Below are 13,322 nucleotides of genomic sequence, written 5' to 3'. Positions count from 1 at the left end.
CAAACCTCGCGCGTCTGGAGGCACCGAACAAACTGGCTATGCTCACGGGCATGGCCGCTCTCGGATGGCTCACTCCCCGTAGGCGCTCCGCCACGGCGCGGAGCGTGTTGGCAGGCGAGGCCTCGGCGGAGGCCGCGCGCAAGTCCTCGCAGGACGTCCCCCAAGAGGAACCGGAGTTCCCGGTGCTCGGTGACGACAGGGCTGCCGCGTTCTTCGACCTGGACAACACCGTGATGCAGGGTGCGTCCCTCTTCCACTTCGGCCGTGGCCTGTACAAACGGAAGTTCTTCGAGACCCGCGACCTGGCCCGCTTCGCCTGGCAGCAGGCGTACTTCCGGCTGGCCGGCTCCGAGGACCCCGAGCACATGCAGGAGGCCCGCGACTCGGCGCTCTCCATCGTCAAGGGCCACCGCGTCGCCGAACTCCAGTCGATCGGCGAGGAGATCTACGACGAGTACATGGCCGAGCGCATCTGGCCGGGCACCCTGGCCCTCGCGCAGGCCCATCTCGACGCCGGCCAGAAGGTGTGGTTGGTCACAGCGGCCCCGGTCGAGATCGCCACGGTGATCGCCCGCCGCCTGGGCCTGACCGGCGCCCTGGGCACGGTCGCGGAATCGGTCGACGGCGTCTACACGGGCAAGCTGGTGGGCGAGCCCCTGCACGGCCCCGCGAAGGCAGAAGCGGTCCGGGCCCTGGCCACAGCCGAGGGACTGGACCTGTCCCGTTGCGCGGCCTACAGCGACAGCCACAACGACATCCCGATGCTCTCGCTGGTGGGCCACCCCTACGCCATCAACCCGGACACCAAGCTCCGCAAACACGCCCGCAACCTGGACTGGCGCCTGCGGGACTACAGGACGGGCCGGAAGGCCGCGAAGGTGGGCATCCCCGCGGCAGCGGGCGTAGGCGCGGTGGCGGGCGGCACAGCAGCCGCGATCGCAATCAGCCGACGCCGTCGCTGACGGAGAACTCGCGCCCGAAACATGAGGCGTACCCCTCACACACGTCTCCCAGTCCTCTTGTCGGCGCACAGCCACAACACGCCCTGTTCCCAGTCCCAACCCGAACCTTTTCGATCAACAACCGGTCACTCTCCGGTACTTGATCGCACGTCATTCGGTTACAGAAGCGACGTAATCGATGATTTGAGCAACTGGGTGTAGCAGCGCCTGCACGAAGCGTTATTCTCCTCAGACGCAAACCGGTACCCCTCCGTCGCTACGACGGGTGAACGGTCCCGTACTGCACGTGATGGAAGCTCTGCCTCTGGGAGTCCCGTGTACCCACACGTCGGGGTTGACGCCTCGGGCCTGGCTACGCTGCGCGCAACGGTCCAAGGACTGCTGCGCGACTTCGTCCCCACCGCGTACGCCGTCCCCGCACTGGCCGTGGCCACCGCACCGGCCGGCCCGTGCTACGCGCTTGCCGACGGCACCGCCGCCGTCGGCAGACGGGGCCGTACGGCCGGTGCCACCACCGCGCGCCGACCGGCCGCGGACAGCGACAGCGCCCGCATGATGGACCTCGTCGAGCGGGCCCAGGCCGGCGAGGCCGACGCGTTCGGGCGGCTCTACGACCAGTACAGCGACACCGTCTACCGGTACATCTATTACCGGGTCGGCGGGAAGGCCACCGCCGAGGACCTCACCAGCGAGACGTTCCTGCGCGCCCTGCGCCGCATCGGCACGTTCACCTGGCAGGGCCGCGACTTCGGCGCCTGGCTCGTCACCATCGCCCGCAACCTGGTGGCCGACCACTTCAAGTCCAGCCGCTTCCGGCTGGAGGTCACCACCGGCGAGATGCTCGACGCCAACGAGGTCGAGCGCTCCCCGGAGGACTCCGTCCTGGAGTCCCTCTCCAACGCGGCGCTGCTCGAAGCGGTCCGCCGCCTCAATCCGCAGCAGCAGGAGTGCGTGACGCTCCGCTTCCTACAGGGCCTCTCGGTCGCCGAGACCGCCCGCGTGATGGGCAAGAACGAGGGCGCCATCAAAACCCTCCAGTACCGGGCCGTGCGCACCCTGGCCCGGCTCCTGCCGGAAGACGCCCGCTGAATCAGCACCCTCAGTGACACCCAACTCGCCCTCAGTGAAAGTCCGTTGACTCCCCGATCCGATCATCCGTCGTCCGTAACCCAAGTGCCGCGCCGCTCGTTGTGCCGGATGCAGGCTCCCTGTGGTCACTCCCTGGCCGTCCCCGATCACTCGATCGTGTGGATGTGTTCAGAGCGTGCAACCCTCAGGACCCCTGGGGAGTCGACCGTCATGACGAGAGGAGGTGCCGCCAGTGATCGCGAACGTATCGGCGCACCGGCGGGCGAACGCCTTCGCCCAGGCCCTGGACGAGTCCGACCCGGACACGGCGGCCGAGCAGTCCGAGGGATCCCCACCGGCCCCGGCAGCCGGGGAACGCCCGGCGGACGAGCGCCTGTTGGGCCTCGCCCACGGCCTCGCCGCGCTGCCCCGGCCGGAGCTGGACCCCGAGGTCAAGGTAGTCCAGCGGGCCCAGCTGGTGGCCGCGTTCGAGGCCATGCTGCTGGAGGGCGCTGGTGGCGAGGCGTCGGACCCTTCGGTACCGGAGCAGCGCTCCCACCGTGCCCGGGGCGGCTCGCACCGGGCGAGTCCACTGGGCAAGCTGCGACCGCGGTCCCGGCTGACCAAGGGTCTCGCCGCGGGCGGGCTCAGCGTCGGCGTCGCCGCGGGCGCCTTCGGCGGAGTCGCCGCTGCCAGCTCGGACGCGCTGCCCGGTGACTCGCTCTACGGCCTCAAGCGCGGCATCGAGGACTTCAAGCTCAACTACATGTCCGAGGGCGACGACGAGCGCGGTGTGGCCTATCTCGACCAGGCCTCCACCCGGCTCAGCGAGGCCCGTCGGCTCATGGAGCGCGGCCGCGGCGGCCACCTCGACCACGAGTCCCTCGGCGAGATCCGCCGCGCCCTCTTCGGCATGCAGCGCGACGCCACCGAGGGCCACCGCCTGCTGCACGAGGCGTACGAGCGCGACCCCAACTCGCTGGGCCCCATCCAGGCCCTCTCCGCCTTCTCCCGCTCGCACCGCGAGGCCTGGGGCGCCCTGCGCGACCGCCTCCCGGTCCAGCTCGGGGACGTCAGCGACCAGGTGTCCTCGGTCTTCGACGCCATAGACGAAGAGGTCGCCCCGCTCCAGTCCCTGCTCCCCCAGCCCCCGGCCCAGGGCGGCAGCAGGAGCGGCTCCGGTACGGCGTCCACGGGCACCTCCGGCAGCGGCCATGGCTCGACCCAGCCGAGCACCGGCGACGGCACCTCCGAGAGCGGCCACTCGGCGAGCCCCAGCAAGTCGGCGTCCACCGGCGACGGCCTGCTCGGCGGCAACACCGGAGGCCTCCTCGACCCCCCGAAGGACAGCGGCACCGCCTCCCCGTCGGCAAGCAAGTCCCCGAGCGCCGCCCCGGACGTGACAATCCCACCCCTCCTCCCAGGCCTGCTGCCGGGCCTCGGAATCAACGGCGAGGACACGAGCTCGTAGCGGTACGGCGGCGGGGGCGCCCCTTCTACAAGGGGCGCCCCCGCCGCCGTACCCGAAAACTCAGAAGAACACTCAGAAGAACACCGACCGCCGCTGCACCAGCAACTTGGCCCCTCCTGTCTGCTGCTCTCGCACTGCTTCGCAGGCTTCGAACAGCTGCGCCGGCCTCCGACCGGCGGCTCCCGCGGCCGCGTCGCCGCGCTGTTCGCCTGTCCTTTCGCCGGAAGCCGTGCCGGCCTTCAGAAGAACACCGACCGCCGCTGCACCAACAACTTGTACAGCGTGTGCTGGATCTGTTCTCTTACCTGGTCGGTCAGGTTGAACATCAGCATCGGGTCCTCGGCGGCCTCCGGTGGGTAGCCGTCCGTGAGGATCGGTTCGCCGAACTGGATCGTCCACTTCGTGGGGAGCGGGATCGCGCCCAGCGGGCCCAGCCACGGGAAGGTCGGGGTCAGCGGGAAGTACGGGAAGCCCAGGACGCGCGCGAGGGTCTTCGCGTTGCCGATCATCGGGTAGATCTCCTCCGCGCCCACGATCGAGCACGGGATGATCGGGGCGCCCTTGCGCAGGGCCGTCGAGACGAAGCCGCCGCGGCCGAAGCGCTGGAGCTTGTAGCGCTCCGAGAAGGGCTTGCCGATGCCCTTGAAGCCCTCCGGCATCACGCCGACCAGCTCGCCCTGGCCGAGCAGGCGTTCGGCGTCCTCCGCGCAGGCCAGGGTGTGGCCCAGCTTGCGGGCCAGCTCGTTGACCACCGGCAGCATGAAGACCAGGTCGGCGGCGAGCAGGCGGAGGTGGCGGCCCGCGGGGTGATGGTCATGGACGGCGACCTGCATCATCAGGCCGTCCAGCGGCAGCGTCCCCGAGTGGTTGGCGACTATCAGCGCGCCGCCCTCGGCCGGGATGTTCTCGACGCCCTTCACCTCGACCCGGAAGTACTTCTCGTACACCGGCCGCAGCACGGACATCAGGACCTGGTCGGTCAGCTCCTCGTCGTAGCCGAAGTCGTCGACCTCGTAGTCGCCGGTCAGGCGACGGCGCAGGAAGTCGAGGCCGCTCGCGAGGCGCCGCTCCAGGCCGCCGTCCTCCTGCGGCTTCTCGGGCTGCTGTTCCTCACGCGTCACGGGAACATCATCCTGCGCCGGCGCCCTGCTGGGCAGGGGCTGGACCTCTCCGACCAGCGCGGGTTCGGTGTTCTTGCGTCGGCTCCCCGCGCCCCGGCGCCGCGCGGGCCGCTGCACGGCACCCCCGCGGGACCGGTCGTCGTCGAACGGAATGACCTTGGCATCCGCCATCGTTGATGCGCTCCTCGGTTGGCGCTCTAGTTGGCGCTCTGCGTCGGGGGGTGGCCGCCGCCCAGGGCGGGCAGCGCGGCGATCCGGTCGACGGCCCCCGCGAGGGCCTCCGGCGGCAGGAGTCCGGGACCCCGGCTGCGCGCGAAGTCCGCGAAGGTCTCCGCCGTCGTGTACTTCGGCCGGAATCCGAGCGTCTCGCGCATCTGGGTCGTCGCCACGACCCGGCCATGGGTCAGCAGCCGGATCTGCTCGGGCGAGAAGTCGGTCACGCCCAGCGTACGCACCAGCGAGCCGGCCCAGTTGACGGCCGGCAGCAGCAGCGGAACGGTCGGCTTGCCGAGCCGCCGCGAACACTGGGACAGCAGCAGCACCCCATCCCCGGCGATGTTGAACGTGCCGCTGTTGAGGGTGCCCCGCTCCGGCTCGTGCGAGGCGATCCGCAGCACCTCGATCACATCGTCCTCGTGCACGAACTGCAGCCGCGGGTCGTAGCCGAACACGGTCGGCAGCACCGGCAGCGCGAAATAGGCGGCGAGCGGGGTGTCCGCCGAGGACCCCAGGATGTTGGCGAACCTGAGCACGCACACGGCCACATCGGGCCGCCGGCGCGCGAAGCCCCGTACATAGCCCTCGACCTCGACGGTGTCCTTCGCGAAGCCGCCGCTGGGCAGCGACTTGGGCGGGGTCGTCTCGGTGAACACCGCGGGATCCCGGGGCGCGGACCCGTACACGTTCGTACTCGACTTCACGACGAGCCGCTTCACCGTCGGCGACTTCTGGCAGGCGCCGAGCAGCTGCATCGTGCCGATGACGTTGGTCTCCTTGACCGTGGTCCGGCTGCCGCTGCCGAGCGCCATCGCCGTCACATCGAGGTGTACGACCGTGTCGGCGCCCGTCTCGGCGAGCACCCGCGCGATGGTGGGCTGCCGGATGTCGGCCTGGATGAACTCCGCACCGCCCAGGTGGTGCTCGGGTGGGACCGCGTCCACCGCGATGACCCGGTCCACCTGCGGGTCACGCTGGATCCGTCGTACGAACCGGCCCCCCAGCCTGCGGGCCACTCCGGTCACGAGCACGACCTTGCCCAAGATCAGCGCCTTCCTTCCAGCCGACGTGCGGCCGTCGTATGCCCTCGTAGCGTGCCGCGTTCCCCGTGTGCGGCCAACCTAGCGGGTCGATGTTGCGCTGTGATGACCGCCCAATGCACGAAGTGACGACATCCACAGACGTACGAACAGACCAAGCCATGTGAAACTCGTGCGTAGGCACAGGGCCATTGCGATTGTCGTTGAGCATTCACGGAACTTCTGTGAAGCGGAAACGCGTGTGGCCCCCCACCGGTTGCGGTGGGGGGCCACAGAACACGCTCTGACGGCGTCGCTTACTTCTTGTTGCGACGCTGAACGCGCGTGCGCTTGAGCAGCTTGCGGTGCTTCTTCTTAGCCATCCGCTTGCGCCGCTTCTTGATAACAGAGCCCACGACTACCCTCGCTCACTTCTCATCACTCGGCGTTTGGGCGCCATGGGCCCATACGACCTACGAGGGGCCAGCCTACCCGTCCGAGCGCTGAGGTCGTAATCGAGGATGCCGGGGAGATCCACTGGTGCCCTGAGGATCCCCCCGGGCCGGCCGTCAGGCGGTTTCCACCCCCACGTAACTCTCGCGAAGGTACTCGTGAACCGCGTTCTCGGGGACGCGGAAGGACCGCCCCACCCTGATCGCGGGCAGATGACCGCTGTGCACCAAGCGGTACACGGTCATCTTCGACACTCGCATCACCGAGGCGACCTCCGCCACGGTAAGGAACTGAACCTCGCTCAGAGGCCTCTGCTCAGCAGCCATGACACACCTGAACCTTCCGCACTCGACGGCCACCGGCTTCCCCTTCCGGTGACTCTTCGTCGCTGCGTGCTCACTCCCCAATGTAGGGGCGGGTGATGCGAGTGGGGAAGAGGTGCACCCATCGGCGGCCTACTGTGACAGACACGCTCGATTGAGTACGTAGCGGGTAAGCGGCCGGTAGTAATCAGACCGCACAGCGTCATCAAGTGGAACGACGACGGACACGGACCCCTCGGCCTCCCCCACGAAGAGCGCGGGGTCGTCCGTATCGGCAAGACCAATGGCCTCGAACCCCAGCTGACCTGCCCCGCAGACCCACCCGTGGTCCCCGACAACCAGCTCCGGAAGCGGCCCGCCGGACTCGGCCGCCGCCGCCAGCGCGAGTCGAACCGGGAGCGGTGAGTGCGTGTGTGCGCCGGTCGCACAACCGGGGCGAGGCGCCCCCGGTTCTCGCACGAGCGCGACTCCTCGTACGTAGTCAAGGTTGTACGTGCGTAGACCGAACCGGGTCGTTATGTCGACACAGTGACCATGCGCCGGTGTGAGGACGGTACATCCCGCCGCCGACAGCGCGTCCGCCAACGCGGCGTAGAAGCCGAGCAGTCGGTGGGGGTGGCCGGTGCCGAGGAGTACAGGGGCGCTGCGCTGGGCGGCTGCCGCGAGGCGCTCGGCGAAGGCATCCAGAGCGGTCAGAGTCCGCTCCGGATCGATCACATCATGGCCTGAGACATGCTGCGGATCGGCCGAAACCCCGCACTTGTCCGCCATCAACTCGATCAAATCCCGCTGCCGCCATGTCCATTCGGGATCGAGTCCGATCAGCACGCGTGGATCGCGCGCCGCGAAGAGCCGGTAGCTACGGAGGCTCTCCTCACGGGAGGTGGCCACCGCACCGGCGAGACGGGCGGCCAGCAGGTGGGCCCGCAGGGCCCCGGTGCTCAACACGTCTGCGATGGTGGCCGACCGGGCGGGGGACGGCCACAGGAACCGGCGAACACCGCACGGTTGGCGTAACGCCCCTCGTGCCGCCCTCGGCTACGCCAGCAGCCCCCGCAGCGGGAACACCGCCCGCCGGGTCGCCAGGACGGCCTGGTCGAGCCGGTCCGCGGGGTCGTATCCGGCGTCCCACTCGGCGTAGGACACCGGCCAGCGCCCGTCCGTCATCCGGGCCGGCGCCAACTGCCGGGTCTTCGCGAAGACTTCCTGCCGCCAGCCCTCCGGGATCACCGTCTCCGGCGCGATCTCCCGCCCGGCCGCGATCGCCACCAGGTGGGTCCAGGACCGCGGTACGACCTCCACCACGGCGTAACCGCCACCGCCGAGCGCGATCCACTTCCCGTCGGCGTACTCGTGCGCGAGCTCGTGGCAGGCGACCTGCACGGCCCGCTGCGCGTCCAGCGACACGGCCAGGTGCGCGAGCGGGTCCTCGAAGTGGGTGTCGGCCCCGTGCTGCGTCACCAGCACCTGCGGCCGGAAATCGGCGATCAGTTCCGGCACGACGGCGTGGAAGGCCCGCAGCCACCCCGCGTCGCCGGTCCCGGCGGGCAGGGCGACGTTCACGGCCGACCCCTCCGCGGCATCCGCCCCCGTCTCCTCCGGCCACCCGGTCTGCGGGAACAGCGTCCGCGGATGCTCGTGCAGCGAGATCGTCAGGACCCGCGGGTCCTCCCAGAAGGCCGCCTGCACGCCGTCCCCGTGGTGCACGTCCACGTCGATGTACGCGACCCGCTCGGCGCCGAGCTCCAGCAGCCGGGCGATGGCGAGCGAGGCGTCGTTGTAGATGCAGAACCCGGAGGCACCGCCGGGCATCGCGTGGTGCAGCCCGCCGGCGAAGTTCACGGCGTGCAGCGCCTCACCGCGCCACACGGCCTCCGCGGCCCCCACCGACTGCCCGGCGATCATCGCGGAGACCTCGTGCATCCCGCCGAAGGCAGGATCGTCGATCGTCCCGATCCCGTACGCCCCCCGGGCCGCCTCAGGATCCGCGGAGGCGGCCTTCACGGCGTCGATGTAGTCCTCCCGGTGGACGAGCCGCAGCGTCGACTCCCCGGCCGGCTTGGCCGCGACCACGTCGACGTCCTTGTCGAGCCCGAAGGCGTCGACGAGTCGCCTGGTCAGGGCGAGCCGGACCGGGTCCATCGGATGGTCCGGACCGAAGTCATAGCCCGTTACTGCCTCGTCCCACATCAGCTGTGCGCGGCCGCTCATGCCCGACACCGTATCGGTCCGGTTGAGGAGCGAACGACCTGGCGTAGAAGACGGTCACCAGCACCAACGCCATCGGCACGAGCATGGCCCCGCGATAGCTCCACGCGTCCCCCAACGCCCCCACCAACGGGGAACCGATCAGGAACCCGACGTAGTTGAAGATGTTCAGCCGCGCGATGGCCTGGTCCGACGCCCCCGGGAACAACCGCCCCGCGGCCGCGAAGGTCTGCGGCACCAGCACGCACAACCCCAGCCCCAGCAGCGTGAACCCGAGCATCCCGACCCACGCCCCCGGCGCCAGCGCCACCACCGCGAACCCGAGCGCCGCCACCAGCGCCCCCAGCCGCACGACCGCGACGGCCCCGAACCGCCGTACCCCGGAGTCCCCCAGCGTCCGCCCCAGCAGCGTGGTCACCATGTACACGTTGTACGGCACGGTCGACAGCTGCTCCGAGCTCCCCAGGGTGTCCTTCAGGTACTTCGCACTCCAGTTGGAGACGGTCGAGTCCCCGATGTACGCGAAGGTCATCACCAGACACAGCGGCAGCAGCATCCGGAAGACGACGGTCCCGCCCTGCCCCTTCTCCTCCTCCGGCGCGTCCGCCGGGCCATCCCCGTCGACGTACCACCGGCTCCCGATCAGCGTGGCCGGCAGCAGCACCGCGACGACCGGGAGATACGACACCCACAGCGAGAGATGCCAGTGCGCCCCGACCCAGGCCAGCGAGGCCCCCACGATCCCGCCCAGGCTGAACACGGCGTGGAAACTGAGCATGATGCTCCGCCCGTACGCCCGCTGGAGACTCACCCCGAGCATGTTCATGGAGGCGTCCAACGCCCCCACCGCCAGCCCGAACGCGGCGAGCGCGATCCCCAGCTCGACCATCGAGTCCCCGGCTCCGACACCGAGCAGCGCCAGGAGTACGACGGGCTGGGCGCACCGCAGCAGCAGGCTGGGCGGTATTCGCTTCACCAGCTGCTCGGTCGTCACGCTGCCCACGCCTGCCAGGATCGGGACGGCGGCCAGGAAGGCGGGCAGCAGCCCGTCGGAGACGCCGTACCGGTCCTGGATGGCCGGAATGCGGGTCACCAGGAGGGCGAAGGTGGCGCCCTGAGCGAAGAAGCTGAACGCCAAAGAGGCCCTACCGCGCCGCAGCACATCTGTCATGGCGGCGAGCGTAGGGCCCCGGGCTACCTGTGGGTAGATCAGGCCAAAGATGAATTTCCTTCAGCTTTATTTTGTTACTCAGGCGGCGACGGTGACATCGGCCTTGGCGGCCGCCTCGTGGGCCTCCGCCTCGGCGCGGACCATCTCCTCCATGGGCCCGGCGGCCAGCCCACCGCTGACGAGGAAGGTCAGGGCCATGACGCCGATCATCATGACGCTGCCGAGCCAGACCATGGTGTCCACGGGGACGGTGTACGCCCCGATGACCCGGGCCACGCACTCGGTGAGCAGCGCCACACCCCACACCACGGAGAACGCCCGCTCCTTGCGCAGGAAGTCCGCGGAGGCGGCGGCCTGTCCCGACGCCAGCCGCTGCCACGCGGCCTCCTTCGCCGGGTTGCCCTTCACCAGGAAGGGCTTCATCCCGGCGGTCATCATCGGCCGGCCGAGCGCCACCGAGACCAGGATGCCGATGCCGACGGTGCTGCTGACCGCGCCGTCCTTGGCGAGCATCAGCCGCGGGTCGCCGGAGAGGAAGCTCAGCAGCAGCGAGACCACGTTGACCGTGAGGATCAGCGCCGCGAGCCCGTTCGTCCGGCGCTCCTTCACCAGGCTCCAGAGGGTCCGCACCGCCGGGACGACGCTGCTCCAGGCGAGCGCCGCGAAGGTGCTCATCCCGAAGGCGTCCTTGAACAGGTAGTACGAACCGAGGGGGACCGCCACATCCACGATCAGCGGACGGAAGTTGTCGAGCGGGCTGGGGGTCTGGTCGCTGTTCTGGCCCTGGGACACCGTGTTCGTCGTCATGCCCTCAGCTTCGCGTCCGGCACCCGGTCGCCAGTAGAAACGTTCGTCCGGAGCTCCGCATGACAAATGTCAGTGCAGCAGCCCTGACAACTCCCCCATGCCGGAGAAGAGTTGAGTGGCCCCCGCGAGCCGCTCGGCAGGCGTCATGGCGGTGAACCCGTAGACGTCCATCCCGGCCGCGACAGCCGCCTGCACGCCCAGCGGCGAGTCCTCCACGACCACACACCGCTCGGGCGCGACGCCCATCCGCTCGGCCGCGTACAGGAACAGATCGGGTGCCGGCTTCCCCCGCCCCACATCCTCCGAGCTGAAGATCCGCTCCTCCCCGAACCACCGGTCCAGCCCGGTCGTCCGATGCCCCACCCGAATCCGCGCATGGCTCCCGGAGGACGCGACACAGTACGGCACCCCGTCCGCCGCCAGTTCCTCCAGTACGTCCGTTGCCCCAGCCACGGGCTTCAGCTCCCGCTCGAAGGCATCGAACACCCGCGCGTGGAAGACGTCGTCGAAGTCCGCCGGCAGCCGCTGCCCGGTCCGCTCCAGGACCAGCTCATGGACGCGGTGCATGGCGGACCCCATGTAGTCCCGGATGGAGTCCTCGTACGAAGTCGGGTGCCCCAGCTCGGTGAGGTAGGCGGCCAGGAGCCGGTTGGAGATCGGCTCGCTGTCCACGAGGACACCGTCGTTGTCGAAGATGACGAGGTCGTAGCGCATGCCTTTGAGCATAAACGCAAAAAGGCCCACACCATTTCTGGTGTGGGCCTTTCGCAATGATTGTTCGGCGGCGTCCTACTCTCCCACAGGGTCCCCCCTGCAGTACCATCGGCGCTGTAAGGCTTAGCTTCCGGGTTCGGAATGTAACCGGGCGTTTCCCTCACGCTATAACCACCGAAACACTATGAAACTCGACCGGGAACATGACACGGTCGTTGCCTCAGAACTAACACAGTGGACGCGAGCAAATATGGACAAGCCCTCGGCCTATTAGTACCGGTCACCTCCAGCAGTTACCTGCCTTCCAGATCCGGCCTATCAACCCAGTCGTCTACTGGGAGCCTTACCCCATCAAGTGGGTGGGAATACTCATCTCGAAGCAGGCTTCCCGCTTAGATGCTTTCAGCGGTTATCCCTCCCGAACGTAGCCAACCAGCCATGCCCTTGGCAGAACAACTGGCACACCAGAGGTTCGTCCGTCCCGGTCCTCTCGTACTAGGGACAGCCCTTCTCAATATTCCTGCGCGCGCAGCGGATAGGGACCGAACTGTCTCACGACGTTCTAAACCCAGCTCGCGTACCGCTTTAATGGGCGAACAGCCCAACCCTTGGGACCGACTCCAGCCCCAGGATGCGACGAGCCGACATCGAGGTGCCAAACCATCCCGTCGATATGGACTCTTGGGGAAGATCAGCCTGTTATCCCCGGGGTACCTTTTATCCGTTGAGCGACGGCGCTTCCACAAGCCACCGCCGGATCACTAGTCCCGACTTTCGTCCCTGCTCGACCCGTCGGTCTCACAGTCAAGCTCCCTTGTGCACTTACACTCAACACCTGATTGCCAACCAGGCTGAGGGAACCTTTGGGCGCCTCCGTTACTCTTTAGGAGGCAACCGCCCCAGTTAAACTACCCATCAGACACTGTCCCTGATCCGGATCACGGACCCAGGTTTAGACATCCAGCACGACCAGACTGGTATTTCAACGACGACTCCCCCCGAACTGGCGTCCGGAGTTCACAGTCTCCCAGCTATCCTACACAAGCCGAACCGAACACCAATATCAAACTGTAGTAAAGGTCCCGGGGTCTTTCCGTCCTGCTGCGCGAAACGAGCATCTTTACTCGTAGTGCAATTTCACCGGGCCTATGGTTGAGACAGTCGAGAAGTCGTTACGCCATTCGTGCAGGTCGGAACTTACCCGACAAGGAATTTCGCTACCTTAGGATGGTTATAGTTACCACCGCCGTTTACTGGCGCTTAAGTTCTCAGCTTCGCCACACCGAAATGTGACTAACCGGTCCCCTTAACGTTCCAGCACCGGGCAGGCGTCAGTCCGTATACATCGCCTTACGGCTTCGCACGGACCTGTGTTTTTAGTAAACAGTCGCTTCTCGCTGGTCTCTGCGGCCACCCCCAGCTCACCGAGTAAATCGGATCACCAGTGATGGCCCCCCTTCTCCCGAAGTTACGGGGGCATTTTGCCGAGTTCCTTAACCATAGTTCACCCGAACGCCTCGGTATTCTCTACCTGACCACCTGAGTCGGTTTAGGGTACGGGCCGCCATGAAACTCGCTAGAGGCTTTTCTCGACAGCATAGGATCATCCACTTCACCACAATCGGCTCGGCATCAGGTCTCAGACACATGGTGTGCGGATTTGCCTACACACCGTCCTACACCCTTACCCCGGGACAACCACCGCCCGGGCTGGACTACCTTCCTGCGTCACCCCATCACTCACCTACTACAGGTCTGGTCCGTCGGCTCCACCACTCCCCTTTGCCCG

12 protein-coding genes and 2 rRNA genes (1 of these 14 cut by a window edge) are annotated in these 13,322 nt (G+C 67.9%); 3 read left to right on the top strand and 11 right to left on the bottom strand.

Features of this window, described 5'->3' with window-relative positions:
- Positions 1 to 50 precede the first annotated feature (50 nt).
- The 3 genes from ACQEWB_RS27375 (at position 51) to ACQEWB_RS27365 (ending at position 3,501) form a co-directional block, all read left to right on the top strand.
- The gene (locus ACQEWB_RS27375; protein WP_432835436.1) at positions 51 to 962 is read left to right on the top strand and encodes an HAD family hydrolase; all 912 of its coding nucleotides are present in this window, start codon (positions 51 to 53) and stop codon (positions 960 to 962) included.
- Between the two features lie 315 nt (positions 963 to 1,277).
- Positions 1,278 to 2,051, top strand: a complete 774-nt coding sequence (locus ACQEWB_RS27370; RefSeq protein ID WP_432835434.1) for an ECF subfamily RNA polymerase sigma factor, BldN family — start codon at positions 1,278 to 1,280, stop codon at positions 2,049 to 2,051.
- 232 nt (positions 2,052 to 2,283) lie between these two features.
- Entirely contained in the window at positions 2,284 to 3,501 is a 1,218-nt protein-coding gene (locus ACQEWB_RS27365) for a DUF5667 domain-containing protein (protein ID WP_432835432.1), read from the top strand.
- 239 nt (positions 3,502 to 3,740) lie between these two features.
- Here the strand turns inward: ACQEWB_RS27365 and ACQEWB_RS27360 are convergent, their stop codons facing one another.
- The 11 genes from ACQEWB_RS27360 to ACQEWB_RS27310 all read right to left on the bottom strand — a co-directional run.
- Positions 3,741 to 4,793, bottom strand: a complete 1,053-nt coding sequence (locus tag ACQEWB_RS27360; protein WP_432835430.1) for a lysophospholipid acyltransferase family protein — start codon at positions 4,791 to 4,793, stop codon at positions 3,741 to 3,743.
- A 26-nt stretch (positions 4,794 to 4,819) separates the two neighbouring features.
- Positions 4,820 to 5,881 carry an NAD-dependent epimerase/dehydratase family protein gene (locus ACQEWB_RS27355; protein WP_432835428.1) on the bottom strand — a complete coding sequence of 354 codons (1,062 nt, stop codon included), beginning with the start codon at positions 5,879 to 5,881 and terminating at the stop codon, positions 4,820 to 4,822.
- Between the two features lie 293 nt (positions 5,882 to 6,174).
- Positions 6,175 to 6,273: a 30S ribosomal protein bS22 gene (locus tag ACQEWB_RS27350; RefSeq protein ID WP_003948845.1), complete on the bottom strand. Its 99-nt coding sequence runs from the start codon at positions 6,271 to 6,273 to the stop codon at positions 6,175 to 6,177.
- Positions 6,274 to 6,426: 153 nt separating this feature from the next.
- On the bottom strand, positions 6,427 to 6,636 hold the full coding sequence (locus ACQEWB_RS27345) for a helix-turn-helix domain-containing protein (RefSeq protein WP_016437488.1): 210 nt from the start codon (positions 6,634 to 6,636) through the stop codon (positions 6,427 to 6,429).
- A 129-nt stretch (positions 6,637 to 6,765) separates the two neighbouring features.
- Entirely contained in the window at positions 6,766 to 7,581 is an 816-nt protein-coding gene (locus tag ACQEWB_RS27340) for a phosphatase (protein ID WP_432835424.1), read from the bottom strand.
- 90 nt (positions 7,582 to 7,671) lie between these two features.
- On the bottom strand, positions 7,672 to 8,844 hold the full coding sequence (locus tag ACQEWB_RS27335) for an acetoin utilization protein AcuC (RefSeq protein ID WP_432835422.1): 1,173 nt from the start codon (positions 8,842 to 8,844) through the stop codon (positions 7,672 to 7,674).
- Positions 8,795 to 10,012 carry an MFS transporter gene (locus ACQEWB_RS27330; protein ID WP_432835419.1) on the bottom strand — a complete coding sequence of 406 codons (1,218 nt, stop codon included), beginning with the start codon at positions 10,010 to 10,012 and terminating at the stop codon, positions 8,795 to 8,797. Before ACQEWB_RS27330 ends, ACQEWB_RS27335 begins: the two co-directional genes overlap by 50 nt.
- A gap of 78 nt (positions 10,013 to 10,090) precedes the next feature.
- A complete protein-coding gene (locus tag ACQEWB_RS27325) occupies positions 10,091 to 10,819 on the bottom strand; it encodes a VC0807 family protein (RefSeq protein ID WP_432835417.1) in 729 nt (242 codons plus the stop codon).
- A gap of 69 nt (positions 10,820 to 10,888) precedes the next feature.
- Entirely contained in the window at positions 10,889 to 11,533 is a 645-nt protein-coding gene (locus ACQEWB_RS27320) for an HAD family hydrolase (protein ID WP_432835415.1), read from the bottom strand.
- Between the two features lie 62 nt (positions 11,534 to 11,595).
- Positions 11,596 to 11,712: ribosomal RNA gene (gene rrf / locus ACQEWB_RS27315) — 5S ribosomal RNA — on the bottom strand.
- A 71-nt stretch (positions 11,713 to 11,783) separates the two neighbouring features.
- A 23S ribosomal RNA gene (locus ACQEWB_RS27310) occupies positions 11,784 to 13,322 on the bottom strand; it runs 1,582 nt beyond the window's last position.

The organism is Streptomyces sp. CA-249302, from assembly GCF_050936785.1.
Lineage (GTDB): Bacteria > Actinomycetota > Actinomycetes > Streptomycetales > Streptomycetaceae > Streptomyces.
This window is presented reverse-complemented; position numbering and strand designations above follow the sequence as displayed.